General features: G+C 66.4%; 18 protein-coding genes. 9 read left to right on the top strand and 9 right to left on the bottom strand.

Annotated elements, in window-relative coordinates:
* Positions 1-12 precede the first annotated feature (12 nt).
* Positions 13-678: a hypothetical protein gene (locus IPU70_RS00890; protein WP_207464234.1), complete on the top strand. Its 666-nt coding sequence runs from the start codon at positions 13-15 to the stop codon at positions 676-678.
* A gap of 1 nt (position 679) precedes the next feature.
* Entirely contained in the window at positions 680-1,486 is an 807-nt protein-coding gene (locus tag IPU70_RS00885; RefSeq protein ID WP_207464233.1) for a hypothetical protein, read from the top strand.
* A gap of 21 nt (positions 1,487-1,507) precedes the next feature.
* On the opposite strand, the gene IPU70_RS00880 is transcribed toward IPU70_RS00885, so the two are convergent.
* On the bottom strand, positions 1,508-2,443 hold the full coding sequence (locus IPU70_RS00880) for a DNA/RNA non-specific endonuclease (RefSeq protein WP_207464232.1): 936 nt from the start codon (positions 2,441-2,443) through the stop codon (positions 1,508-1,510).
* A gap of 241 nt (positions 2,444-2,684) precedes the next feature.
* Between IPU70_RS00880 and IPU70_RS00875 the strand changes: the two genes are divergently transcribed.
* A complete protein-coding gene (locus IPU70_RS00875; protein WP_207464231.1) occupies positions 2,685-3,860 on the top strand; it encodes a diguanylate cyclase in 1,176 nt (391 codons plus the stop codon).
* Positions 3,861-3,882: 22 nt separating this feature from the next.
* Here the strand turns inward: IPU70_RS00875 and IPU70_RS00870 are convergent, their stop codons facing one another.
* Positions 3,883-4,290 carry a hypothetical protein gene (locus tag IPU70_RS00870; protein WP_207464230.1) on the bottom strand — a complete coding sequence of 136 codons (408 nt, stop codon included), beginning with the start codon at positions 4,288-4,290 and terminating at the stop codon, positions 3,883-3,885.
* 171 nt (positions 4,291-4,461) lie between these two features.
* Here IPU70_RS00870 and IPU70_RS00865 point away from each other — a divergent pair, with 171 nt between their 5' ends.
* Both IPU70_RS00865 and IPU70_RS00860 read left to right on the top strand, forming a co-directional pair.
* Positions 4,462-5,004: a hypothetical protein gene (locus tag IPU70_RS00865; RefSeq protein WP_207464229.1), complete on the top strand. Its 543-nt coding sequence runs from the start codon at positions 4,462-4,464 to the stop codon at positions 5,002-5,004.
* 111 nt (positions 5,005-5,115) lie between these two features.
* On the top strand, positions 5,116-7,029 hold the full coding sequence (locus tag IPU70_RS00860) for a radical SAM protein (RefSeq protein ID WP_207464228.1): 1,914 nt from the start codon (positions 5,116-5,118) through the stop codon (positions 7,027-7,029).
* 51 nt (positions 7,030-7,080) lie between these two features.
* On the opposite strand, the gene IPU70_RS00855 is transcribed toward IPU70_RS00860, so the two are convergent.
* Entirely contained in the window at positions 7,081-8,814 is a 1,734-nt protein-coding gene (locus IPU70_RS00855; protein ID WP_207464227.1) for an NAD(P)H dependent flavin oxidoreductase family protein, read from the bottom strand.
* A gap of 90 nt (positions 8,815-8,904) precedes the next feature.
* Here IPU70_RS00855 and IPU70_RS00850 point away from each other — a divergent pair, with 90 nt between their 5' ends.
* A complete protein-coding gene (locus IPU70_RS00850; RefSeq protein ID WP_207464226.1) occupies positions 8,905-10,983 on the top strand; it encodes an aminotransferase class I/II-fold pyridoxal phosphate-dependent enzyme in 2,079 nt (692 codons plus the stop codon).
* Positions 10,980-11,396 (top strand): VOC family protein, encoded by a 417-nt coding sequence (locus tag IPU70_RS00845; RefSeq protein ID WP_013394442.1) that lies wholly within the window; start codon positions 10,980-10,982, stop codon positions 11,394-11,396. Before IPU70_RS00850 ends, IPU70_RS00845 begins: the two co-directional genes overlap by 4 nt.
* Positions 11,397-11,424: 28 nt before the next feature.
* On the opposite strand, the gene IPU70_RS00840 is transcribed toward IPU70_RS00845, so the two are convergent.
* Together IPU70_RS00840 and IPU70_RS00835 are read right to left on the bottom strand one after the other, a co-directional pair.
* Positions 11,425-11,856, bottom strand: a complete 432-nt coding sequence (locus tag IPU70_RS00840) for a VOC family protein (protein WP_207464225.1) — start codon at positions 11,854-11,856, stop codon at positions 11,425-11,427.
* Positions 11,857-11,958: 102 nt separating this feature from the next.
* Positions 11,959-12,297 carry a hypothetical protein gene (locus IPU70_RS00835; RefSeq protein WP_207464224.1) on the bottom strand — a complete coding sequence of 113 codons (339 nt, stop codon included), beginning with the start codon at positions 12,295-12,297 and terminating at the stop codon, positions 11,959-11,961.
* 162 nt (positions 12,298-12,459) lie between these two features.
* Here IPU70_RS00835 and IPU70_RS00830 point away from each other — a divergent pair, with 162 nt between their 5' ends.
* Positions 12,460-13,605 carry an alpha-hydroxy acid oxidase gene (locus IPU70_RS00830; RefSeq protein WP_207464223.1) on the top strand — a complete coding sequence of 382 codons (1,146 nt, stop codon included), beginning with the start codon at positions 12,460-12,462 and terminating at the stop codon, positions 13,603-13,605.
* Positions 13,606-13,657: 52 nt separating this feature from the next.
* Here IPU70_RS00830 and IPU70_RS00825 read toward each other — a convergent pair whose 3' ends face one another.
* The 4 genes from IPU70_RS00825 to IPU70_RS00810 form a co-directional block, all read right to left on the bottom strand.
* Positions 13,658-18,403, bottom strand: coding sequence for an autotransporter-associated beta strand repeat-containing protein (locus IPU70_RS00825; protein ID WP_207464222.1), 4,746 nt, complete (start codon positions 18,401-18,403; stop codon positions 13,658-13,660).
* Positions 18,404-19,090: 687 nt separating this feature from the next.
* Positions 19,091-21,031 (bottom strand): M48 family metallopeptidase, encoded by a 1,941-nt coding sequence (locus tag IPU70_RS00820; protein WP_207464221.1) that lies wholly within the window; start codon positions 21,029-21,031, stop codon positions 19,091-19,093.
* Between the two features lie 4 nt (positions 21,032-21,035).
* Positions 21,036-23,045, bottom strand: coding sequence for a DUF4034 domain-containing protein (locus tag IPU70_RS00815; protein ID WP_207464220.1), 2,010 nt, complete (start codon positions 23,043-23,045; stop codon positions 21,036-21,038).
* Positions 23,046-23,289: 244 nt separating this feature from the next.
* Positions 23,290-24,390, bottom strand: coding sequence for an NAD(P)-dependent alcohol dehydrogenase (locus IPU70_RS00810; RefSeq protein ID WP_207464219.1), 1,101 nt, complete (start codon positions 24,388-24,390; stop codon positions 23,290-23,292).
* 82 nt (positions 24,391-24,472) lie between these two features.
* On the opposite strand from IPU70_RS00810, the gene IPU70_RS00805 reads away from it, so the two are divergent.
* Complete coding sequence (locus tag IPU70_RS00805) at positions 24,473-25,003, top strand: hypothetical protein (protein WP_242702243.1); 531 nt, start codon at positions 24,473-24,475, stop codon at positions 25,001-25,003.
* Positions 25,004-25,144: the final 141 nt, after the last annotated feature.

The following is a 25,144-nucleotide window of genomic DNA, read 5'->3' as shown; positions in this document are numbered from 1 at the left end:
GGGAGCTTTCCTATGGCCACGCTCGCGGTTCGCCTTGTGGCGGCCATCGTGCTTGCGGGCATCGGCGTCTCGGCGCAGGCAGGGCCTGGGCAGGCCATGGAAGCTACCGGCTCGTCCCGTTCCTCGTCTTCCTCGCGCAACAACACCGGCGCTGCCATCGACGCGGCGCAACGGGCGTTGAGCGACTATCTGCGCGATTCCAGCCAGCAGGACGACGCGCTGCTCGACCAGGGCGCGCAGGACCGGTTGCGGCAACAGTATGAGGACGCGCAGCGTGCGGCCTCCCAGGCCCTCGCGAAGCAGCGGGAGGCCGACTACCTGCGCAACCGCGACCGGATCAAGGAGCGTTACAGCACCGATCCCGCCCTGAATCCCTGGGGCAACACTCCCGCCAGCCGCGACAAGCCGCGCAATGCGCCCGCCGGCGCGCCAGATCCATCGGTGTCAGCCAAGGCCGCGGCCAAGGATCCCGGGCTTGATTATGCCGGCCAGGCCTGCGAGTACTTCACCCGGCCCTCGGACGCCGCGCATCTGAACTATTACAGCGAAGGCTCGACCGTCGTCTACGGCGGGCGGGTCTATCAGTGCCGGGACGGGCGCTGGGCGTACCGCTATCCCGACTCGGTATTGAACGCGCGTGACCGCACCCGGCTGTCGGCCACCCAACAGGAGAAGTGACATGCCATTGTTCGCGTCGGTCATGACGGCCGTGCTGGCGTCTTCGACCCTGGGGGCGCCGCTGGGTTTGGGAACGGCAAGCAGCGAGGCCTTGTACAAAGCGTATTCCAGCGCCCTGGATGAGGGCTTTCAGGCCATGGGGCCCAGCATGAAGCGCGCGCTGGCGACGTATTGCCAAGATGGGCAGTCTGTCGATGGCTACTGTTTTTGGGTGGCGCAAGGGGCCATCATAGGTAGCCATCTCAGCGGCAATTACGAGGATGTGCTGCGCTACGGCGATCGTTACGCCGCCGCGAGGCTGGCCGACCTGCGGTCCAGGCGTGAACCCGCTGGCGCCTGCCTGCCTACATACGTGAGCACGGTGAAACCGGGCACGACGAGCACCTTGATCTCGTGGAGTTCCCCTGTGCCGTCGCTGATCTACCTTGCGCAAGCCCGCCTCAAGCGGCCCGCGACGGGCTCGTATTATCAGGCGTTCTATTGCGCGCGCCGCGCGAAGAATGAGCTGCTGGACGCCTATGACCCCGAGCATTCCAGCGTGCCGGCGAGCGAAGCGGAAGCGCGCGTGGCCCGCAAGTTCGAGGCGGAAATCCTGCGGCCGATGCGCGCGGAGAGCGAGCGGCTGCAAGCTGAACTCACCCGGACGATCCAGTCCGACAGCACGGCGCTCAGCCGCAATTTTCTACAGAATGCGGTGCTGTACGGAAACGCCTATGCCGCGTGCAGCCGGGCCCGCTTCCCGGCCAATCTCTGCGGCTACCTGAGCGCGGACCGCATCGAGGTGGAGTTTTACGAATCCAAGATTTGAGCTTGCGGGTCGACCCGGCCCTCAGCCCCCGGCCGGCAGCACCCGGATCCCCGTGCGCTTGACGAATTCCTCGTAGCTGATGGGCGGCCCGGCCTTGGTGCTGGCGGCGTTCGCCTGCCAGTGCACCCACGAGCGTCCCGAAGTCGCGTCGTACACGACTTTGTAGATGTAAGCGGGCACGGCGACTCCCGAACCGATGGTCTTGGGCTTGTCGGCATAGACCGGCCCCGTGAAGACGTACACGTCGCCCGCGGCGCGCATCACGTATTTGCGCGTGTCCTGCTCGATGCTGCTCCAGGCGCCGCCATTGTGCGTCTGGTCCTGCGGCACCATATTGGCCAGCGAGAAACTCTGCGCCATGGCTTCGGGGCTGGACATGTCGCCGGCCGGCGCCATGTGGCCGCGCGAATAGCCGGAACCGCGGTAGTCGTCCAGTTCGGCCCGTTCGGCGCGCGGCAAGCGCGCCTCGGCATAGAACTTGTCGGTCCGGCGCTGCCCTTGGGCCTGGGTCAGCATCTGGCGGTTCAGGCGTTCGGCCACGAACACCGGCGTCTTGGTCTGCCCGTCATGCAGGATGGCGAAGGCGGAAAAGCACACCTCGCGCAGCTTCTGGCCGCCCGGCACTTCGGGCGGGCGTGAATGCGGAAAGAACTGCCGGCATTCCGCAAACATTGTTTGAACTGGCGCCCCGGTCCGCGCCGCGGTCGGTACTGCCGCAGGCGTCGCGTGTTCGCGCTGCTGCGGCCAGCCCAGGCGCGTGATGACGTCCTGCACGGGCGCCGGAATCCGCCACTGCGGATTCAGCATATAAGTGGCGGCGCCGAAACTCGCCAGGGACGAGAACAGCAGGGCCTTCAGGAACCGGGGGAAACGGCCGCTGGACCGGGAACCGGCGCGGGCCTTGGATCTGCTGGGGGAACTTCTCTTCTTGGAAGCGGGTGTCTTCGCGCGCGTCATTACTACCTGTGAGCTACTGCCCGATTGCGGTTGGCAACCGGCACCGCCACGGATTGTAGATGAGTGGCAAATTTGCCACTGAGCGCGATTGTTTCTTCATGCGAGGCAGTGGTGTCGCGCTACCGCTACATATAAAGAAACCGCTCCGTGCAAGGGGTTACGCTATGTTTCAACGACATATTTCCCACGTAGAATTTCTGCTGGCCCCGCGATGCGGCGGCGCGATATCCAAGCATTCAAGATGTACGTTGATCTCCTCACCCTTTACTTCATCATCATCGGAACGCTGCTCGCCAGTGCAGGCCTGACGTTCTGGGAGCATCGGACCCATCCCAACCGCAGCGGATCATTGCGTATCCTGGCCGCGGGCTTCGCCACGCTTGCCCTGGGCTGTACCGTTGTGCTGTTTCGCGCGAAACTGCCCAGCCCGCTGGGCTCGGCGGTCGCCAATCTCATCGTCCTCAGCGGCTATCTGCTGATCATGAACGGCGCGGCTTCGCTCAGCGGCCGGCGCTATCGCGCCGCTTCCATCGGGCTGCTGATTGTCATGGCCCTGATCTGGCTGGCGGCCGGCGCCCAGCGGGAAGATCTGGTCTGGAAGTACGTCAGCGCATTCCCGATCGCGCTGGTCAGCGGCATGACGGCTTGGGAGCTGCTGCGCTGCCAGTCGCTCAGGTCGTTGACGCCGCTGCGCATCGCGACGGCGGCGGTTAGCATCCACGCGCTGGTCTACGCCGCTCGGGCTTTCATCTTGCCCTGGTGGGTGGCCGAGCATGGTCCCGGCATACACCTGACCGCCAGCACGCTCACCATGTACGAAGGCGTGCTGTATTCGATCGTGCTGCCGATGACGCTACTCAAGCTGATCCGCGAAGAAACCCATGGCCAGCTGCTGCGCGAATCGCAGACCGACTACCTGACCCGCCTGGGCAACCGCCGGTGGTTCTTCGAACAGGGCGCGCGCATCATCGAGGGCGGGGCAGGGCGTGGGCCTGTTGCGGTCCTGGCGTTCGACCTGGACCAATTCAAGGCGATCAACGACAGGCATGGCCACCAGGCCGGTGACCAGGTACTGAAGTTTTTCGCGGAATCGGCCCGTTGCGTGCTCGGCCCCGACGTGCTGCTCGCCCGCATCGGCGGCGAAGAATTCGCCGCGCTGCTGTCCGGTCAGGACGCCCGGCGCGCCACCGTGCTGGGCGCGGCCGTGGCGCAGCACTTTGCCGGCACGGTGTCGAGGCGGGAGGACGGCGCCGGCATCCCGGCCACGGTCAGCGTCGGGCTGGCGCAGTTCGATGACAAGGTTCCGCCCCTGGCCGATGCGCTGGCTGCGGCGGACCGGGCCTTGTATCAGGCCAAGGCGCTGGGCGGCAATCGGGTGGAATTGGCGTTTGCGGCGGCGGGTTCGGTGAACTGCTGAGGACGCCCGGCCGCGGCGCGAGTCAGCCTTTTTTGCGCCTGGCCCGCGGCCTGGGCGCCACGCCCATGCGCGGATCGCGCGCCAGCGCCAGCCGCGCCATTGCCGCGGCAATCGTCTCGAAGTCCTCGTCGGTCTGGGGCAGGTATAGCCATTTTCCCAGCACCGGGTGCGGCCGCAGGGCCGGAAATTCCGTCAACAGCGCCTCCTGGCGTTCCTGCGAGGTGCACACCAGCAGCCCGCTCCAGGGATCGTCGCGGTCGGCGGCCACCAGGTACAGCAGGCCATCCAGGTACGCGGCGTCGCAGCCGAACATCTTGCGGCGCATATAACCGGCGTCGCGTTCCAGAGGCTCGAGGATCCAGAGCAGGGAATTGAGGCGGACGGTCCGTTGCTTCGGGGGCGGGGCGAATGGGTCTGATCGGTTGCGCATGGAATGACGCCAGGCGGGATGCGGTTGCGGCGGGTGCCTAAGAATAATGGTAATAATGGCGCCAGATCAAAGTTTCCACTGCGAGGGGATAGCGTGCATTGCTCTAGATGCGGAGCCGCCCATAAGGGCAAGAACAGCGTGTGCGGCGAATGCGCAAGAGTGCTGGGCAATATGCGCAGCAAGGACATCTTCGCATCGGACGCGGGCAGTTTTACGGCGGCCGAGACGCCGTCAGCTACGGCGAGTCCGCAGCCCGCCGCCAATCTGCCAGCCGCTGCGGCTTCTCGCGGCAGCTGGGCTGAAGCATTCCAGCGCTACAGCATCGTGCCCCTGCGGCTGCGCGGCAAACCCGTCAAGGCGGCCTGGCTGTTGACAGGCGGCGCGGCAGGCTTGGCGATCACCGCCCTGGGCGTCTACGCCTGGGGGATGTCGGCGTGGTGGTTCATCCTGATTTTCCTGAGTTTCATTAGCCTGGACACTGGCGGTGATCTGAAGCGTAGGCGCTATTCGCGGTTTTTCATGATGTGCAACCTGGAGGCGAATCGCGCTGGCGAGGTTTTCTATACGGAAATCGGCGGGCAGTGTCCCGTATGCGACGGGGAATTGAAGCTCAGGGAGATCGGCCCGAAGCGCCACAAGAAGACGACGGCGGTGTGCAGCGTCAATGGCGATCACCGCTGGCGGTTCGATCCCAGCGTGCTCGGCGATCTTTGACGCTTGCGGCAGGCGCAACCCGTCGGCCGTTGTCCGGGCGGCGGGGCCGGTTCCGCCGCGCTGCCTATAATGGCTCCGATCCCCGCTTCGACGGCAGTCTTGCCGTGCTTCATGTCCTCTTTGCCTTTACGCGTGCTGTCGGTCATCCCGCCGATGACGCAGCTCAATACCCCGTATCCGTCCACCGCCTACCTGACCGGCTTTCTGCGGTCGCGCGGCGTGACCTCGTTCCAGGAAGACCTGGCGCTGGCCCTGGTGCTGCGCCTGCTGTCGGCCGACGGCCTGCGCGCCGTGGCGGAACGCGTCGCCGCCTTGCCGGCGAACAAGCGCAGCCCCGCGGTCCAGGCCTTCGTGGAACAGGAGGCGCGTTACCTGGCGACCATCGCGCCCGTGATCGCCTTCCTGCAGGGCCGCGATTCGACGCTGGCGCACCGCATCGTCGGCCGCAATTTCCTGCCCGAGGGGCCGCGCTTCAGTTCGCTGGACGTGTACCTGGACGAAGAGGGCGGCGATCCGCTGGGCTGGGCTTTCGGCGCGCTGGGCCTGCATGACCGCGCCAAGCACCTGGCGACCCTGTATCTGAACGACCTGGCCGACGTGCTGCGGGACGCGGTGGACTCGCGCTTCGAGTTCGTGCGCTACGCCGAATCGCTGGCGGGCAGCCAGCCCACGTTCGACCCCTTGGCCCAGGCGCTGGCGGCCGCGCCGACGCTGGTGGACGACATGCTGCGCAGCCTGACCGCGGAGGCGCTGGCCCGCCACACGCCCACGATGGTGCTGCTGTCCGTGCCGTTCCCGGGCGCCGTTTACGCCGCCTTCCGCATCGCCCAGACCATCAAGGCGCATGATCCTTCCATCATCACCGTGCTGGGCGGCGGCTTCGTCAACACCGAATTGCGCGAGCTGAAGGATCCGCGGGTCTTCGACTATTTCGACTATGTGACCCTGGACGCGGGCGAACGCCCCTTGCTGTCGCTGCTGGAGCACGTGCAGGGCAAGCGTTCGCGCCAGCGCTTGGTGCGCACCTTCCTGCGGGAGGCCGACACGGGCGCGGTGCGCTATGTGAACATGGTCGAGCCCGACATCGCCTTCGCCGAAGTGGGCACGCCGACCTGGGACGGCCTGCCGCTGGACCGCTACCTGTCGCTGCTGGACATGCTGAATCCCATGAACCGGCTATGGAGCGACGGGCGCTGGAACAAGCTGACGGTGGCGCATGGCTGTTATTGGAAGAAATGCAGCTTCTGCGACGTCAGCCTGGACTATATCGGCCGCTACGAAGGCGCGTCCGCCGAGGTGCTGGCGGACCGCATCGAGGCTATCGTGCGCGAAACCGGGCAGACCGGTTTCCATTTCGTCGACGAGGCCGCGCCGCCCAAGTCGCTCAAGGCGCTGGCGACCGAACTGATTGCCCGCAACACCGGCATCTCGTGGTGGGGCAACATCCGCTTCGAAAAGACCTTCAGCCCCGAACTCTGCGAACTGCTGGCGGATAGCGGCTGCATCGCCGTATCGGGCGGCCTGGAGGTCGCCTCGGACCGCCTGCTGAACCTGATGAAGAAAGGCGTCTCGGTGGAGCAAGTGGCGCGGGTCACGCGCGCCTTCACCGACGCCGGCATCCTGGTGCACGCCTACCTGATGTACGGCTTTCCCACGCAGACCGTGCAGGACACCGTGGACGCGCTGGAATACGTGCGGCAGCTGTTCGACAACGGCTGCATCCAGAGCGGTTTTTTCCACCGCTTTGCCTGTACGGTGCATTCGCCGGTGGGCAAGAACCCCGAGGAATACGGCGTCACTCTGAAGCCCTTGCCGCCGGTCACTTTCGCCAAGAACGACGTCGGCTTCCATGACCCCACGGGCGTGGACCACGACGCTCTCGGCAAGGCATTGAAAAAGGCCATCTACAACTACATGCACGGCATCGGACTGGACGAGGACGTGCGCAGCTGGTTCCCGTTCAACGTGCCGAAGACCACGGTGGCTAAGCACCGGATCAGCCGGGCGTTGAGCCAGCGGGGCTAGGGCCGGCGCGGCGGGCGGACAGTCGCACCCGCGCGCGGGGCAGCCGCCGCGCTAGCGCAGCAGTACGTCCTCGTAGAACGCGCCGATGGGTCGCTGCGCATCGCGCACCTGAATCTCCAGCACCCAGATGCCGTCGGCGGGCACGAAGTCCGCCTGCGCCAGCAGGTGCTTGCCGTACAGCGCATGCGGGAAGTCGGATACCCGGTGTCCGGGAATTTCCCGCACCAGCTCGCAGCCCAGCTCGCGCGCATATTCTGAGGCCCGGTCGTAGAGGGCAGCGCCCGTCAGGCCTTCCAGCCACGCCAGGCGGGCGCGCCTGAACACCTCGCGCGCGGCCTCGGCGCAGCGCTGGCGGTCGGCGTCCGCGCCCAGCACGAAGGTGTCGCCGTAGTCGCCTTCATGACCGTCCCACACGGGCCCGATGTCCAGCACAAAGATGTCGTGCTCCTGCAGCTTGCGGTCGTAGTCGGTGGGCTGGACGGGCGGCGATTGCGTGTCCGGGCCGAAGCGCACATAGGTCGGATGCCAGTTGTTGGACGCGCCCATCTGGCGCAGGTGGCCGTCCGCCACGGCGATGGCCTCGCGCGTGGTCATGCCGGGCTGCATCAGCGCGGCGATTTCTTCCACCGCCTGCATGGAACGCCGGCGCGCGTCCAGGATGCCGGCCAGCGTGTAGCGCGGGCTGATGCGCTCCCAGGGATGCGCTTCAGGCTGTGGCGCGATGCCGGCCGCGCCGCCGGCCGCCGGGTGGAAGGCTTCGGCGCGATACCGGTCTGCGGGCAGGCCGGCCGCCAGCAGCCGTTCACGGGCCGCGCTCACCATCGCCGGATTGCCACAGGCGTAAACCAGGCTGCGGGACCAGTCATGGCCGGCCGCCACGGCTGCGTCCTGCACGTGCCGGCCGGCATGGCGATGCTGCGCGTCATCGGCCGCATCGGCATCCTGGCCGTCCTGGGCCTTGGACAGCACCGCATGCCACTGGAACCCGTTGCCTTTGCCCTGCAAGGCGTTCAGCATCTGGCCGGCATAGCAATCGTCCGGCGTCCGCCCGCCCCAGTAGAGCGTCACCGTCTTCAGCGCGCGGCTTTGCAGCGCGGCCATGAGGATGGGCGCCACGCCCGCGTAGCCCGTGCCGGTGGCCAGCAGCACCAGGTGATCCATGCCTTCAGGTTCATCGGCGGGCCAGGTGCAGTCACCTTGGGCTGCCTCCAGGATCAGCGTGTCGCCGGGCTGGAGCCCGGGCAGGACGCCGTTGGTGAAGGCGCCGCCAGGCATGCGGCGGATGTGGAATTCCAGCCGGGCTGGCCCGGCCGCGCCGGGCGCGTTCGCGATCGAGAAGTTGCGGCGGGCGCCGCCCTCCAGGACTATCCGGGCATGCTGGCCGGGCAGGTAGCCGTAGTCCTCCCCGTCCTGCAGTTCGACGATCAGTTGAGTCACGTCCGGGGCCAGCGGCAGGCGCGACACCACGCTGGCGCGGCGCGGCGGCAGGGGCTGCTCGGGGGCGCTCCAGTGGGGGAACCGCAGCGTCAGGTCGCTGGCCGCGCGGCACTGGCACATCAGCAGTTCGTCGCTGGCGGTCTGGTAGCTGCCGTCCGTGGGTGGGGCGATGCGTTCGTAGCTGCCGTCCACGATTACGGCGCGGCACGAGCCGCAGGCCCCGCGCTGACAGGAGAAGGGTACGGGTATGTCCTGGGCCAGCGCCGCTTCCAGAATCGAGGTCTTGCCGTCCGTGACGAAGGGGCCGGTCTCCAGGCTGATGGTGTGGCAGGGCGCAGAGGTGGTCATGGCTGGTTCCAGGAAAATTGCCCCATATGAGGCTCAGGCAGCCAATCTACCGATAGAATGGCTACATGAAATAGAGCCATTTCCTTCAATATGAGCAAGCCACTTTCCGCCAGGCCTGGTGCGAAGCGCCAGGAAGCCAGCCTGGACCTGCCGATGGATGCCGCGCGCCCAGGGGAATCCAAGCAGACCTGGGTCTACCGCGAGATCCGCGAACGCATCTTGAAGGGCGCGTTGCCCTCCGGCGCGCGTCTGCCGTCCACGCGCAGCCTGGCCGGACGCTGGCATATTGCGCGCTCCACGGTCGAGGCCGCCTACGACCAACTGCGCAGCGAAGGCTATACCGCGGGCACGGTCGGCTCGGGCACCTATGTGGCGGCGGTGATTCCGGACAATTTCTTTCGCGAGGGGCTGCCGGGCGAGCAGGCCGCGACGCGCAAGGCGCGCGCGCCGCTGACCGCAGCGCAAGCGAGGGCGGCGCCACCCGCGCCAGTACCCAACGCGACTCAATCCGCGCCAGCACCCAACGCGGCGCCACCCGAGCCAGCCGCCGACGCGGCCCGGCCCGCGTCGCACATGGCCACGCTCTTCGCGCCGCCGCAGCCCAATTCCATGTTCTTTTCCCGCAGCGCCGACGCCGCGCTCTTTCCCATGGAACGCTGGCGCAAGGGGCTGATGGCTAGCGCCCGGCGCGTCACGCCGGCCCAGCTTGCCAATGACGAGCCGCAAGGCTGGCGCCCGTTGCGCGAGCAGATCGCCCGCTACCTGGGCGCGGCCCGCGGCATCAGTTGCGACCCGGATCAGGTCATCGTCCTGAGCGGCATCCGGGACGGCCTGGATCTCTGTGGCCATCTGCTGCTACGGCCGCAGGACCGGGTGCTGATCGAGGATCCCGGCTACCTCAACGCCGAGCCCATCTTCGGCCAGTACACGCGGCACATCGTGCCGCTGGCGATCGACGCGGAAGGCTTTCCCGTGGAGCAAGCCAAGCTTCAGCGCGGCGTGAAGCTCGTTCACGTCACCCCGGCGCACCAGTCTCCCACCGGTTCGACCATGTCCGTGTCGCGCCGCCTGGAACTGTTGGACTGGGCCGCGCAGAGCGACTGCTGGATCGTCGAAGACGACTACGACAGCGAATTCAGCTATGACGGCGCGCCGCTGGCCGCCTTGAAAAGTCTGGACACGGCCGACCGCGTCATTCATTGCGGCAGTTTCAACAAGACCCTGTTCAATGCGCTGCGCATCGGCTACGCCGTGGTGCCCAGGGAACTGGCGCCCGCTTTCGTGCAGGCGCGGCGCCGGGCAGGGCGCTCGCCCAGCATCATCGAACAGATGACGCTGGCGGCGTTCCTGCAGGACGGCAGTTTCGCGCGCCACGTGCGCAAGGCGCGCGGCGTGTACGCGCGCAGGCGCGACGCCGCGTTGCGCGCATTGCGGCAGGCGGTGGGCAGCGACGAACTGCGCATCAGCGGCGAGCACGCCGGCTTTCATCTGCTGTGGTGGCTGCCGCCCGGCTGGGACATGGCGCAGGCCGTGGCGGCGGCGCGGACGGCGGGCGTGGGCATGCAGCCGGTCGCGGATTTCTGCCGCAAGGTGGACTTGCCGCCGGGCGTGGTGGTGGGCTATAGCGCCGTGGAAGAAGAGGCCCTGCTGAAGCTGGGTACGCTGCTGCGGCAAGCGGCGGCGAGTCAGGGGCCATTGCAGGATCCGGCCCTGCTGCGGCGCCTGTTGCGGGTCAAGGACCGCATGGACGCCGCCTCGCACGAGGCCTGGCCGGTGGAACGCCTGGCCGAGGTCAGCGGCATTTCCAAGGCGCACTTCGCGCATTCCTTCAAACGCGCCTTCGGCCTGCCGCCGCATCGCTACCTGCTGACGCGACGCATCGAGCAAAGCGTGGCCCTGCTGCGGGACACGGAGCAGAGCGTCACGGAAATCGCCTACGCCACGGGCTGGGAAAGCCTCGGCACCTACAGCCGCATCTTCCGCGACGTCACGGGGCTGAGTCCCAGCGCCATGCGCGCGCAGGCGCGGACCGACATGCAGCCGCTGGACCGGATGCCCGCCTGCGTCGTGAAGGCCGCGCAGCGCCCCGATCTCAATATCGCTGTTTTGGAGAAGCGGCGCCGCGAGGCCGACGGTAAATTTCCGCCATCAACCCAGGAGGTCTTATGAACTTAGGCATCAATGTGGCGGGCGTGTACGTGGACGATCAGGACGCGGCGCTGGCGTTCTACGTCGACAAGCTCGGATTCCGCGTCCATACGGACGTGCGCAACGGACCGTACCGGTGGCTGACGGTGCAGCATCCGGATCAGCCCTCGTTTCAGCTGGGCTTGTTCGCGCCCGGTCCGCCCATCCACGACGAGGCCACCGCGCAGACCTTGCGCGCCATGGTCGCCAAAGGCGCGATGCCGCCTCTGGTGCTGCATGTGGCCGACTGCCGGGAAAGCTATGCCCGGCTGCAGGCGCAGGGCGTCGAATTCACGCAGGAACCCATCGAACGCTACGGCAGCGTGGACGCGGGCTTCCGCGATCCGGCAGGCAATGGCTGGAAGATGATCCAGGCGCCACGGGGCGCGGCATGACATCCGGCCCCGGGCGATAAAGGCATGATCAGTAGGTGATCCGCACCGAGGCAGCGCTGCGCTCGGCCCGCGTGCGGGAGACGGCTTCGATGTTGTTGCCGTCCGGATCCAGCACGAATGCCGCGTAGTAGCCGGGATGGTAGGCAAGACGCTCGCCCGGCGGGCCGTTATCCCGGCCGCCGTGCGCCATCGCCGCCCGGTAGAAGGCATCCACCATGGCCTGGTCTTCCGCCTGGAAGGCCAGGTGTATGCGGCCGGTCAGTTCGCCCTGTACCTCGGCGCTGCCGGGCGCGGAGATGAACAGCTCGTCCGCCCAGAAGTTCTTGTCGTCGGAGCCGCCGATGGGAATCTTCAGCGCATTGCAGACCGCGGTATAGAACGCCTTGCTGGCGGACAGGTCGCGCACGACCAGCCCGATGTGATCGATCAAGCGGCCCTTATGTCGTTCTTTCTGCGCCATGAATCGCTCCTGGCTATCGAGTGGGGGGAGAATCAGCGGTGTCAGACTACGCTTGCCGGGTTCCTGTTTCAAGCTGCCGCGCAGCCGTCTTGGATGCCGCGCTCACTCCTTGCCGGCCATGGCCCGCATGGGTTGGCAGGTCAGCTCCTTCTCTTCCTCTCCGAATTCCGCCATGTCCTTGCGCGCCTTGGTGTAGGCGCGCAGATACTCCGCGTCGAACACCAGGGACGACACGCCGGACTCGCGGGCGGAGGACTGCTGCCGTTTCTTCAGTATCTCCAGCAGTTCGGGGGTCAGCACCTTGCAATACTCCATGATGGCGTGGATCTGGGCCAGCGAGGTGGCCCGCTCCAGGTTCTGCTGCGCCGAGGCGGTTGCGGCGGGCAGCGCCAGGACGGCAGCCGCGGCCCAGGCGGCCGGATTGAGGAGGGGATGGGGCATTGCGGGGCAGTTCCGTTCGTATTGCGAAAGACCGCATTTAACACGATCTGCGACCGGGCTTCCGCCGACGCCTTGGTAAATGCAGCTGTCGGTCTACAATTCCCCCCGCTCCATCCGGGGGCTCAGGCTGTCCGTACGTGTAGTGTCGATAAGGGTCTACCCATGCGTCTGAACCAGTGCCAGAACTTCCACGACTTTCGCCGCATGGCCCGCCAGCGGCTGCCGGGCCCCATCTTCAATTACATCGACGGCGCCGCCGACGATGAAACCACCTACCGACGCAACACCGCGGCCTTCGAATCCTGCGACCTGCTGCCTGACGTGCTGCGCGGCGTGTCCGACGTGGACATGTCGGTGACCGTCATGGGCCAGAAATTGGCGCTGCCGGTCTATTGCTCGCCGACAGCCTTGCAGCGCCTGTTCCATCACGATGGCGAACGCGCCGTGGCCGCCGCCGCGGGCAAGTTCGGCACCATGTTCGGCGTGTCCTCGCTGGGCACCGTCAGCCTGGAAGAAGCCCGCAAGATCAGCGGCGGCCCCCAGGTCTACCAGTTCTACTTCCACAAGGACCGCGGCCTGAACCGCGAGATGATGGCCCGCGCCAAGGAGGCCGGCGTGCAGGTCATGATGCTGACCGTGGACAGCATCACCGGCGGCAACCGCGAACGCGACAAGCGCACGGGCTTCGCCATTCCGTTCAGGCTGAACCTTGCCGGCATCGCGCAGTTCGCGGCCAAGCCGGCGTGGGCGCTCAACTACCTTACCCATGAACGCTTCCGGCTGCCGCAACTGGACACCCACGTCGACATGGGCGGGGGCGCCATGTCCATCAGCCGCTATTTCACCGACATGCTGGACCCGGCCATGACCTGGGACGACGTCGCCGCCATGGTGCAGGAATGGGGCGGACAGTTCTGCCTGAAAGGCGTGATGTCGGTGGAAGACGCCAGGCGCGCGGCCGACATCGGCTGCACCGGCATCGTGCTGTCCAACCACGGCGGCCGCCAATTGGACGGCTCGCGCAGCGCCTTCGACCAGCTCGCCGAGATCGTCGATGCGGTCGGCGACCGCATCGACGTGATGATGGACGGCGGCGTGCAGCGTGGCACCCACGTGCTCAAGGCGCTGGCGCTGGGCGCCAAGGCAGTGGGCCTGGGCCGCTACTATTTGTTCCCGCTGGCGGCTGCGGGTCGGCCGGGGGTGGAGCGCGCGCTGGAACTGATGCGGGTCGAGATCGAGCGCGCGATGAAGCTGATGGGATGCCGGACCGTCGCGGAATTGCAGCGGCGGCATTTGCGGTTCCGCTGATCGATAGCGCCAGACGGATCGGGCCGGGCGGCCCGATCCGCGGGCTTGCGCGTCAGAAGGCGATCTTCACGCCGAGCTTGCCGTTGAAGCTCTGCCCGTCGCCCCGCAGGCTGATCTCCGAGCCCACGCTGCCGTACACCGAGACGTTGCGCTTGACGCCCACGTCCGCGCCCAGATTCAGTTGCACCGACGTGCCCTTCATGTCTGCACGGAACGGCACATAGCCATTCTGAGAAGAGAATTCCGTGGTCGGGTTGGTCAGGAACTCATTGACCAGGCTGGCGCGCAGCCAGGTGGTAGCGACCCGCTTGCCGTCCGGTCCCGGATCCAGCTCCACGGTGCGCGCCAGGCGCACGCCCAGGCGGCCCCTCAGGCTGTCGACGTCGTTGAAGCGGATCTTGGCGGCGCCGTCGTTGGCGTCGTTGAGATTGACGTTCTGGAAAACCAGTTGCGCCTGGGGTTCAATGACCCACTCGTCGTTCAGGCGGAACGGATAGCCGCTTTCCAAAGAGGTCGCGAAGCCGAAGCCGCGCGTGTCCAGGTTATAGCCGGCCGGGGAACGGCCGTTGTCGACGTCGTAGCGCGTGCCTTGGATCACGGCATCGACGTACCAGCCTTCCTTGCCGATATGCGTCCAGTAGCCGCCCAGCGTCACGCCATTCATGGCCGCCTGGCCGGCGGAGCGGCCGTCGAGGTGGTCGACGTCGGCCGTGGCGCGTCCGAAGGCGACGTAGGCGCCTGCGTGGTCCATGCTGCCGTTGGCGTTGGCGCGGCGGTAGAGATCCACGCCGGATTGCAGGCCATAGATCTTGTAGTCGTAGTCCGGGCCTCTGGAGCCCAGGATGCCCGAGTTGCTGCCGTTGCGTTCGCCGGTCACGCCGATGACGCGGCCCCAGGCCAGGGAATTGCCGCCGGCCGGGGTGGAGGGCAGGGCGTAGCGCGCCTCGCCGATGCGCTCATGCAGCGAGTCCAGGAAGGTCGCGCCGTAGCGCAAGGCCAGCTCCGGCGTCGCCACGGCGGTGGAGACTTCAGGCCGGTAGTTGGGCGGCGCGGGCGGAACGGGCGCGGGCGGATTGGGCGGAATCGGCGGCACGGGCGGATTCGGCGGCACGGGCGGATTCGGCGGCACCGGGGGCTCCGGGTCCTTGCAGGCGGGATTGCTGGGCGCGGCGGCGCAGTCCACCGTCGAACGCAGGTACCAGTTCTGTAGCCCGCTGCCATCCACGCTGGAGCGTTGCAGCGTATAGGCGTAGGGGCCCGCGGCAACATAGCCGCCGGCATTGCCCAGCGTGAACGCGCTGGCGGCAGTCGTGCCGCCATTGACGGCATCGACCAGCAGGATGCCATTGCCGGTGGTCACTGCGCCCGCGCCGCCGGCATTGGCGACGATCAGCGACGACGAGCCGGAAGCGGTCCCGCCATTGATCACGAGCCGGTCCGACGGCGAACCGTCGCCGCCCAACAAGGTGTTCATGGCGATCCTGCCGCCCTGGCCGACGTAGTTCGGAGTCGTCAGCGTGGTGCCGGGCGCAGTGCCGCTGCCCATGTTGATGAGTCCGGCGTTGGTCACGCCGGCCGTGGTCTGGCTGTAGCCATTGAGATCGAGCGTGCCAGCCGCCGTCACGTTCACGGCCGAGTTCGGGCTGAGCGTGGAGACCGCGCCGGCGCGCAGCACGCCGTTATTGATGTTGGTCGGGCCGCCATAGGTGTTCTGGGCCGTCAGGATCGTGGTGCCGCTGCCGTTCTGATTGACCGTGCCGCTGCCGGAGATCAGGCCCGCGAACGTCACACTGTCGGAACGGTTGAAGCTCAGTGCGCCGTTGTTGGCGACATTGCCCAGGATGCCGCCGGAGGTGCCGCCATTGCCTAGCTGCAGCGTGCCTGCCGAAATCGTGGTGCCGCCCGTGTAGGTGTTGTCGGCCGTCAGAATCGTGGTGCCGGCGCCGATCTGGTTGACCGTGCCGCTCCCGGAGATCAGGCCCGGGAATGTCTGGACGTCGGAGCGCTTGAACGTCAGCGCGCCATTGTTCGCCACATCGCCCAGGATGGCTCCAGAGGTGCCGCCGTCGCCCAACTGCAGCGTGCCTGCTGAAATCGTGGTGCCGCCCGTGTAGGTGTTGTCTGCTGTCAGTATCGTGGTGCCCGAGCCGATCTGGTTGACCACGCCGCTGCCAGAAATCAGGCCAGGGAAGGTCTGGACATCGGACCGGTTGAAATTCAACGCGCCATGGTTCGTCACGTCGCCCAGGATGGCGCCCGTAGTACCGCCATTGCCCAGCTGCAGCGTGCCCGCAGAAATCGTGGTACCGCCGGTGTAGGTGTTGTTGGCCGTTAGGATCGTGGTGCCGGCGCCGATCTGGTTGACCGTGCCGCTACCGGAGATCAGGCCCGGGAATGTCTGGACGTCGGAACGATTGAACGCAAGCGTCCCGTTGTTCGCCACATCGCCCACAATGGCGCCAGAGGTGCCGCCGTCGCCCAGTTGCAGGGTGCCTGCGGCGATTGTCGTCCCGCCCGTGTAGCTGTTGTTGCCCGTCAACACGGTGGTGCCGGTGCCGATCTGGTTGACCGCGCCGCTGCCGGAGATCTGGCCGGCAAGCGTCATGGTGTCGGAGCGGTTGAAGGCCAGCAAGCCGTCGTTCGCCACATTGCCCAGGATGGACCCCGAAGTGCCGCCATTGCCTAGCTGCAACGCGCCCGCCGAAATCGTGGTGCCGCCGGCATAGGTGTTGTCTGCGGTCAGGATCGTGGTCCCGGCGCCGATCTGGTTGACCACGCCGCTGCCGGAGATCTGGCCCGCGAAGGTTTGGACATCGGAGCGGTTGAAGGTCAGCGCGCCGTTGTCGATCACATTGCCCAGGATGGCACCCGACGTGCCGCCACTGCCCAACTGCAGCGTGCCCACCGAAATCGTGGTGCCGCCGGTATAGGTGTTGTCTGCGGTCAGGATCGTGGTGCCGGCGCCGATCTGGTTGACCACGCCGCTGCCGGATACCTGGCCGGCGAAGGTCACTACATCGGATCGATTGAAGGTCAGCGCGCCGTTGTCGAGCACGTTGCCCACGATGGCGCCCGTGGCGCCGCCATTGCCCAGCTGCAGCGTGCCCGCGGAAATCGTGGTGCCGCCGGTGTAGGTATTGTTCGCCGTCAGGATCGTGGTGCCTGTACCGATCTGGTTGACTGCGCCGCCGCCCGATACCAGGCCCGTGAACGTGACGCTATCGGAGCGGTTGAAGGCCAGCATGCCGTTGTTGGCTACGTCGCCGACGATTGCCCCCGAGGTGCCGCCATTGCCCAGTTGCAGCGTGCCCGCCGAAATCGTGGTGCCGCCCGTGTACGTGTTGTTGCCCGTCAGCACCGTGGTGCCGGCGCCGATCTGGCTGACCGAGCCGCTGCCGGAAATCTGGCCGCCGAGCGCAAGGGTATTGGAGCGGTTGAATACCAGCGCCCCGTTGTTGACCACGTTGCCGACGATGGCGCCGGTGGCGCCGCCATTGCCCAATTGCAAAGTGCCCGCCGAGATGGCGGTGCCGCCGGTATAGGTATTGTTGGCCGTCAGTATCGTGGCGCCCGTGCCGTTCTGATTGACCACGCCGCTGCCCGAGACCAGGCCCGCGAAGGTGACGCTATCGCTGCGGTTGAAGGTCAAGGCCCCGTTGTTGCTCACGTTGCCCACGATGGCGCCGCTGGTGCCGCCATTGCCCAACTGCAGCGTGCCGCCGGCTATCGTGGTGCCGCCCGTGTAGTTGTTGTTGGCGGTCAGGATCGTGGTGCCGCTGTAGGTGCTGAGCTTGCCCGCGCCCGTGATGCCGGGGACAAACAGATAGCCACTGGTATTGGTGTGGTTGAACACCAGCCCGCCGGTGGCACCCAGCGTCAGATTGGGGCTGGGACCCGTCAACGTCAGCGTCCCGGGGGCCGCTGCGGCGGATAGCGCGGCCGCGCCGATATTGATGACGCCCTGCGAGCCGGCCGCCACGCCTGCGCGCGCACTGGCTGCGCTGACGGTGGCGTTGTTCGAAATGGTCAACGCGCCGGAGCCGGAATTGCCCACGGTGAGGACGCCGGAGTTGGTCCAAGAGGAGCCGGTGCCGTCGACCGTGACCGCGCCCGTCGAATTCGCGCCGGCGCCGATGGTGCCATTCGTGCTGGCAACCGCGCCGCCATTGGTGACGTTGACCCGGCCGTTGCCGGAAAAGCCCACAGTAAGTTCGGCGCTGCTGTTCCACTGCGTTCCCGCGCCGCTGATCGTCACCAGACCCACGCTGCCCGAGTCATAGCCGACGTAGGCCAGCCCATTGCTCACGACCGCGCTGTCGCTGATCTGCAACGTGCCGTTGCCGGTCTGGCCGACGCGCATGAAACCGGTGCTGTTCAGCTGCGATCCCAAGCCGCTGACCGTCACGGTGCCGGTGCCGCCAGCCGCCACGCCCACATAGGTGTTGGTGGTGCTTCTTACAATGCCGCCATTCGAAACGCCCAGCGTGCCCGTGCCCGAGAATCCCACGGACAGGCCCGAACTGTTGGTCCATTGCGCCCCGGCGCCGCTCACGGTTACATGGCCGGTGCTGCCGACCTGCCGGCCAACAAAGCCGGAGCCGTTGGACACCACGCCGGTCGCGCCGATCTGCAATGTCCCGGTACTGGTGTTGCCTACCGTCAGGGAGCTGGCGCCCAGGTTCCAGGGCGAGCTCTGCGACCCCGGAACGGTGACCACCGAACCGCCATCGATGGTCTGGGAATAGGCGGGGAAAGCGCCCAACGCGATCAGGAATGCGCTGGAAAGCTTGAATGACAAGCGGACGTCAATTGGTGACAAGGGCTGCATCTTCTCTACTCACTTAATCAAAAGAAATTCAGTGAAGTGATCGTCTGCGCGTAATGCCTGCCAATTGAAGTTGCCGGCGGGTCTAATCCCGGGCAAGGGCAGGCATTTAGCATAAGCCTGTTTATTGCTGTGGTTACAACAATAAAAAGGGGCGGATGCTGGAGGCGCAGCGATGTCTAGGCTCCCGCTTTTTCAAACGGGAGCCTTGGGTGTGCGTGGAAGAGCCGGGCGATCAGGGAACCGAAGCGGTTCCGATCAGAGGCTGAATAGGGACGGTGTCCAGGCCAAGGCGCGCGCGCAAGGCGGAGCGATGGCAGGTCTGGCCGGGGAGGAGGGGGGACGTACAGGCAACGCGCATGACAGATAGAACCGACAAAAAATGCCTAGCCTCAGTAGTTCTGTTCCATGGCAGAGCTGCTTGGACCTCCGGATTCAGCACATGGTCTGGAAATGCACGAACGAGGGTTTTGCAAAGGAGGTCAGGTTCAGATTAGTGCTGGAAAATCCGGGCGCGATTGATGTAAATCAATGGCAGTGCGCGGCGCGTGCTTAATCGGCTGTCCATGCGCAGAACATTGTCGTGTTGCCGCAACCGGCAGCAATAGTGTTGCGGACGCGACGCGGATAAGCAGCGTCGCGTCCGGTATCAAGTCCCGCTCAGGCTCCGGCTCTGCGCAGGAGGCAGGCTTGCGTGCACTGGTTCAGCAAGGGATCGCCGGCTTCCATCAGTATTGGTTCGACAGGCTGACGCACGCGCGGCAGCAGCCGCGCCAACAGCATTTCGCAATCGCGCCGCAGATAGCTTTGCTCGCCCGTCAGCTTGCCGATGGCGCGCGCCAATGCAGAGTCCCGCGCCAGTACCAGCAGCGCCAGACGGTTGCTGGCGGTGTCGCGCAGCAGCCAGACGCCGGTGGCAGTGCGCAGCAGCGGGTCCAGCGTGTCGGCCAGTTTGCGCAGATCGGACTCGTTCAAGCCGTGCGCCTGAAAGCGCGGCGCGGCGTCGCCGGCCTGGGTCTGGCGTTCCAGCAGGTCCGCTTCCAAGCGCCAGGCTCGCGCCTGCTCCAGGTCGCCGCGCCGCAGCGCCGCCGCCGTCAGTTGGCGCAGGCAGGGCAGGCGCTGCGGGCCGGGCTCGTTGGCGGCCTGCGTCCACAACACTTCCGCCGCTGCTTCCAGGCGCGAGGCCTCGGTAGGGGCCATGCGGGCCCTGCGCAGCTGCAGCGCAGCCAGTTGGCAAAGCGTAGGCACGTGGCCGGGGTGTGCGTGCAGGTTCTGTTCCAGCAGGACGGCGGCGCTGTCCGCATCGCCTGTGAGCATGTCGGCGTACCAGGCCATGCTGGCCCGTTCGTCGGCCGACAGCGCGCGCAAGCGTTGCTTGCGCATCAGGTCATGATGGCCGGCGATGGCTTCGTCGCGTTCGTTCCGCAGCTCGCGGGCAGTCTGCTCGATGGCGTCGCGTTGCGATGCGTCCAGGGTCTGGGCCAGCGGCAGGCGTTGGTCGCCGAGCCATTCTTCAGCTGCGGTGGGTGAGGCGCGGCGCCAGGGCAGTGGGTTGGTACTTGCTGGCGCCGCTCGCGTGGCTGGGGTTTGTATTGCGTTTTGGCGCGAAGGTCCGGTATCTCGCTGTTCCGGCGATGCCGTGGTGTGCAGCGGGTCCAGGGCATGCAGCGCGGCCAGACGGTCAGATAGGGAAGGGTGAGTGTCGTCGCCAGTGGTCGGACGGCACAGCGCCTGATCGAGCCAGGCCTGCGCCTCGGCTTCGTCTCGCGGAAAGGCCAGTTCGGCATGTCCGGCCAGCCGCGCATGGGGAGAGGGCGGCTGAGCGTCGACGGCTTGCGCGTAGGCGGCCGGCCAATACTCGCGCAACGCCCGGGCTTGCAGGGACACCGCTACCAGCGCATTTGCAGCCGCAGCCGCGCCGCAGGCTTGTGCCGATTGCGCATCGGCCTCGTACTCGCATTCCCGGGCAAAACCCAGGCTGGCCGCCAGAAAGCGCGGCACATGCCAATTCATGAAGAGCCGCAGCGGCCCCGTCGACAGTCCCTTGCGCCGCTCCAGCTGCCGCGCCGCCTCTTGCCATTGCAGCCGCGCGAAATATACCCGGCTGGCGTAGCGCCCATGGCTACCGGCGATGTGCGCGCACTCATGCGCCAGGATGGCGCGGCAAGCATCGGCCGACAGCATCTCCAGCAGCGGCTGCCCCAGCCACAGCACGTTGCGCGTGCGGCCCAGCAGCTGCCGGTGCTGCCGGATGCTGGCGTTGAACTCGCTGTTCAGATAGACCGCGTCCAGCGCCGGCGCGCCCAGGCGCGCGCGCACCTGCTCGATCTCGCGGAACAGCGCGGGGGCGTCTTCGGCCCGCAGGCGGATCCCATCCTCCGCGGCTGGCGGCCGCGCCGCGAATGGCAGCCGCAGCATTGCCCAGCCCGCGAAAGGCAGCGGCAGGGCGAGAGCTCCTGCTGCAACGCCCAGCACACCCGGCAGCGCCGCATACAGCCATGCGGGCGCGGTGCATAGCGCCACGCCCGCACTTACCAGCGCAGCATCGCCCAGCAGCAGCCGGGCCGACAGCTTCAATCCCGACAGCCCGCGGCGCGCCATGTGCTTACTGTGCGGCCGGCGTGGGCGGCAGGTCTTCGGCCGAAACGCCGCCGCGGCCCAGATAGGCGCCGAACACCGTGCCTATGGTCTTGACCAAGCTGTGCGAGTTCAACACCTGCGCCTGGATTTCTTCAATGTCCTCGTCGTCCGGCTGCAGGCGGCAGGCGTGCTGGGCCCATTCGATCGCGGCAAAGCGGTTCTTCTTGGCGCCGCGGCCATGCGTGTAGGCCAGCGCGATCTCGGCGCTGGCGCGGCCGGCGCGCCAGTCGTCGTCTTCCTCGACCAACGGACGCAGATAAGCGCGCACGCCTTCCTGCTGTTCCTGTCCGGTGCCATGGTCGCGCAGCAGCACGCCGATGCGCAGGCGCGCCAGCGCTTCCGCGCGCGGCTCCTCGCGGGCGCCTTGCAGCAGCCCCAGCACCTTGTCCAGGTTCTCGCGGCGCGAGAGGTCCATCCCGCCGTCGAAGATATTGCGATGGGCCATGTTGTACATGGCCAGCGGCGAGCCGTCGTCCACTGCGCGCTGCAGCCACTGGTCGCGCACGGCGTCGTCCAGGTAGCTGTCGGGCGTGTTGTCGCGGAAGCCGCGGTGGATGTCATACATGCTGCTGGCCGCGTCCGGCACGCGCCGGTCCGCCAATTGGCGCGTCAGGAAATAGCCTTGCTCATGGTCGCCGCCGTCCCACAACATCGCGGCCGCCGCCAGCACGTTGAAATCGTCGTCCATCTGGTCTGCCGCCAGCTCCGCCGCGCGGTCCAGCAACTGCTGCGCCCGCACCGGATCCTGCGCAAAGCCCCAGCGGCCGAACTGATGCGCCACCGCCGTCAGCGCCTGCGCCGTGGCCACCTGGTCCCAGCCGCACATGCGTTCCAGCACGCGCTTGAACGCGCCATCCTCGTCCGGCTGATGATGGATGATGCTTACGTGCGCGAAGCTGCGGAACGGCCCGTCCACCTGCGCAAAGTACTCGTTCGGCCCAAACGCCGCCACGCTTTGGCCATGGAGCGCGCGGGCGCGCGCCTGGTCCTGTAGAGAATAGCTGGCGAATTGCGCGTAATAGCCCAGCGCCATGCCACGCTCCGTCGGCCGCAGCTCGCGCGCCAGGAACGACTCGAAAATGCGGCGGTACTCTTCCACGGCCTCGACGTCGTCCGGCTCCGGATAGCTGTCCAGCGAGTCATGAATGCCGATCCAGCGGATCGCATTGCGCTGCGATTCCGTCAGCGCCGCGCACAGCGGGCCGCCCGCCATGCCGTCGATGTCCTCATAGCTGCCGCCCCAACGCGGCTGCAGGTATTGCGCGTAAGCCGTCAGCGCGCCCAGATGCCCGGGCCGCAGCTCCAGGGCGCGCAGCAGCCAATAATCCTTGGCCTGCTCCATTTCATGCTCGGCGCGCGGCGCCAGCCAAGCCGGCAAGGCTTGCGGCGCCTGCGCGAGACGCGGCACGCCCACTGACGCCAGATGCGCCAGCGCAGCATCCATCAGGCCTTCTTCCTCGATATCGTCATGCGTCAAGGTCTCGGGCGGATTGCCCGCGTACAGCGCGCGCAGCCAGTATGGTTCCTTGAAATGCGCGGCCAGCTGCATCATCGTCACGCAGGCCGCAATCGGGCGCGTGGAAAGCGCCATCGCCCGCAGCAAGGCAGCGGCGGAGCTTTCGCAAGCTAGCGCCGCGCCCAGCCAGCGGTCCTGGGTCACGCTGTCCGCCCAGCCATAACCGCGTATGTCCGCCGCGCGGCCGTAGCAGAAATTACCCATCACCAACTGCGCGTGATACGAATCCGGGCAGGCGGCGATCCAGGCTTGCAGAAAATCCGAGGCGTCCTGGTACGGCACCGTCGAATAGTCGAACAGGGTGCCGGAATTGGCCGCCTCGAAATAGGGCGCGCCAGGGTCTTCCGTATTTGCCCAGTCTTGCTGTTCCAGGTCGGCGTAATAGGCGTCGAGCTGCGCGTAGGCGCGGGATTGAACCAGGGCGCGGACGTCGCGGCGGATGGCGGTGAGGGATCGCAAGGAGGCACCTGAGGGGGATGAACGGGAATCTGCCCGCGGGCGGGGCGGGGCAAATGATGCCTTACTTGGAAGTCAGGCCAAGGAATAAAAGCGATAAAAAATAAATAAATATGTCTAAATGTGTTTTTTTGCGATGTCTCCGCCGCACTATTGCCCTTGGTCGGCCGGAGCATGGCCAGATTCGATGATCTTGGCCATGCCGTATTCCCCCGTGCGATCAGCGTCGCCGCACGGGGAGCGGCGGTCAATGAGGCTTGATAGCGACTTTCAGCACGCCATCGCGCTGGTTGGCGAACAGCTCGTATGCCGCGACGATGTCATCCAGCTTGTACTGGTGGGTGACGAGCAGACCCAGATCCACACGGCCCGATTCGATCACATTCATCAGGCGGCGCATGCGTTCCTTGCCGCCCGGGCACAGCGCGGTGTTGATCTGGTGATCGCCCAGGCCCGCGGCAAACGCATCCATGGGAATGCGCAGGTCGGAGGAATACACCCCCAGGCTGGACAGCGTGCCGCCCGGTTTGAGGATGCGCAGGGCTGATTCGAACGTGCCCTGGGTGCCCAGCGCCTCGATCGACGAATCCACGCCGCGCCCGCCCGTGAGCTTCAATATCTCGGCCACGACGTCGCAGTTCTTGAAGTTCAGCGTCACGTCCGCGCCCATCTTGCGGGCGATGTCCAGGCGGTGGTCGTTGCCGTCGATGGCAATGATGGTGGTGGCGCCGCGCAACTTGGCGCCCGCCGTGGCGCATAAGCCGATAGGTCCTTGCGCGAACACGGCCACCGTGTCGCCGATCTTGATGTTGGCGTTCTCCGCGCCCTTGAATCCCGTGGACATGATGTCCGGGCACATCAGCACCTGTTCGTCCGTCAGCCCGTCCGGAATGGGCGCCAGGTTGGCCTGCGCGTCCGGAACCAGCACGTACTCGGCCTGCGTGCCGTCGATCATATTGCCGAAGCGCCAGCCCGCCGTGGCCTTGTAGCCGTGGCAGCCGCAGCGCCCGCTGGGAATCAGATAAGCGCCATCCTGGCTCGGGAATCCATCCTGGCTGGGATACGAGGTGAAGCTCGGGCAGATGGCGCCGGCGATGACGCGCTGGCCCTCCTGGTACCCGATCACGGCGCTACCCAGCTTCTCGATCACGCCCACCGGTTCGTGCCCCACGGTGAGACCCTGGGCGACGGGGTACTCACCTTTTAAGATGTGCACGTCAGTGCCGCAGATGGTGGTGGTGGTGATGCGGATCAGCGCGTCGTTGGGACCGACGTCCGGGATGGGCTTGTCGGTCAGCTCGATCCGGCCAGGCGCGACGAAGATTGCAGCTTTCATGAGAGCGGGCATCAGAGTCTCCTTGGGGCGGTAGGTGATTCCTCAGGCTAAACCGGAGCGGTCCGCAGGCCAACTGTAGTGCCGCAATCAATTGATGTGGGTCAAGACAAGTCGGCAGGCGGAAAGCGCGGCGATGGCGCGCTCTTCGCAAATGCTGGCAATCCTCAATGACACAAGCGTCGCAAGGTATCATGCCCAGGTTTTCACGGATCGACCTCCTACATGGTCAGAAGGCTTTTCAATGAAAAAAGGCATTCCGCTGGTATTGCTGTCGTCCATGCTGCTGACGGCTTGCGGCCCCGACAAAATCATCGCCGATCTGCCTTCGCCTGACGGGAAGTATCACGTTGAGGTCCGCAAATGCCCGCAGCGCGGGTCGCTGACCTGGGACGAGCAGACCCAGGTTTCCGTGGTTGAAGCGGGCGTGTCGGAAAAGTGCAATGCGTTCATCGTGGCCCTAACGCAGTTTCGATCGTATACGCCTGACGAACAACTGCAACTTGAATGGATTTCCGATACGGAACTCAGGGCCTGGCATCCTGCGTTCGAGCCGAAGAATGGCCCCTGGGCCCGGACGTTCAAACAGAACTCGCCCGTTCAGGTGACATTCGCGCCCAAGCAGTAATAGGCCGCCAGTTATCCACGCGTTGCCAGGGCGATGTCGTAAACGTGATAATTTGTTGCGCCGTCGGCGCAGTTGTTACCGCTTGAATCGACGGCTTCGAGGGCATGCGGAAAATCCGCGGCTTATGGCCGGGGATAGCTG

Source organism: Achromobacter sp. SD115, assembly GCF_017355315.1.
GTDB classification, from domain to species: Bacteria; Pseudomonadota; Gammaproteobacteria; order Burkholderiales; family Burkholderiaceae_B; genus Achromobacter; species Achromobacter xylosoxidans_B.
This window is presented reverse-complemented; position numbering and strand designations above follow the sequence as displayed.

Coding starts and splice junctions, on each gene's coding strand:
- IPU70_RS00875 (WP_207464231.1), top strand. CDS start 2,685: ATGTACGTTGATCTCCTCACCCTTTACTTCATCATCATCGGAACGCTG.
- IPU70_RS00860 (WP_207464228.1), top strand. CDS start 5,116: ATGTCCTCTTTGCCTTTACGCGTGCTGTCGGTCATCCCGCCGATGACG.
- IPU70_RS00870 (WP_207464230.1), bottom strand. CDS start 4,290: ATGCGCAACCGATCAGACCCATTCGCCCCGCCCCCGAAGCAACGGACC.
- IPU70_RS00885 (WP_207464233.1), top strand. CDS start 680: ATGCCATTGTTCGCGTCGGTCATGACGGCCGTGCTGGCGTCTTCGACC.
- IPU70_RS00810 (WP_207464219.1), bottom strand. CDS start 24,390: ATGCCCGCTCTCATGAAAGCTGCAATCTTCGTCGCGCCTGGCCGGATC.
- IPU70_RS00830 (WP_207464223.1), top strand. CDS start 12,460: ATGCGTCTGAACCAGTGCCAGAACTTCCACGACTTTCGCCGCATGGCC.
- IPU70_RS00820 (WP_207464221.1), bottom strand. CDS start 21,031: ATGGCGCGCCGCGGGCTGTCGGGATTGAAGCTGTCGGCCCGGCTGCTG.
- IPU70_RS00855 (WP_207464227.1), bottom strand. CDS start 8,814: ATGACCACCTCTGCGCCCTGCCACACCATCAGCCTGGAGACCGGCCCC.
- IPU70_RS00890 (WP_207464234.1), top strand. CDS start 13: ATGGCCACGCTCGCGGTTCGCCTTGTGGCGGCCATCGTGCTTGCGGGC.
- IPU70_RS00805 (WP_242702243.1), top strand. CDS start 24,473: ATGTGGGTCAAGACAAGTCGGCAGGCGGAAAGCGCGGCGATGGCGCGC.
- IPU70_RS00845 (WP_013394442.1), top strand. CDS start 10,980: ATGAACTTAGGCATCAATGTGGCGGGCGTGTACGTGGACGATCAGGAC.
- IPU70_RS00880 (WP_207464232.1), bottom strand. CDS start 2,443: ATGACGCGCGCGAAGACACCCGCTTCCAAGAAGAGAAGTTCCCCCAGC.
- IPU70_RS00840 (WP_207464225.1), bottom strand. CDS start 11,856: ATGGCGCAGAAAGAACGACATAAGGGCCGCTTGATCGATCACATCGGG.
- IPU70_RS00850 (WP_207464226.1), top strand. CDS start 8,905: ATGAGCAAGCCACTTTCCGCCAGGCCTGGTGCGAAGCGCCAGGAAGCC.
- IPU70_RS00835 (WP_207464224.1), bottom strand. CDS start 12,297: ATGCCCCATCCCCTCCTCAATCCGGCCGCCTGGGCCGCGGCTGCCGTC.
- IPU70_RS00865 (WP_207464229.1), top strand. CDS start 4,462: ATGCGCAGCAAGGACATCTTCGCATCGGACGCGGGCAGTTTTACGGCG.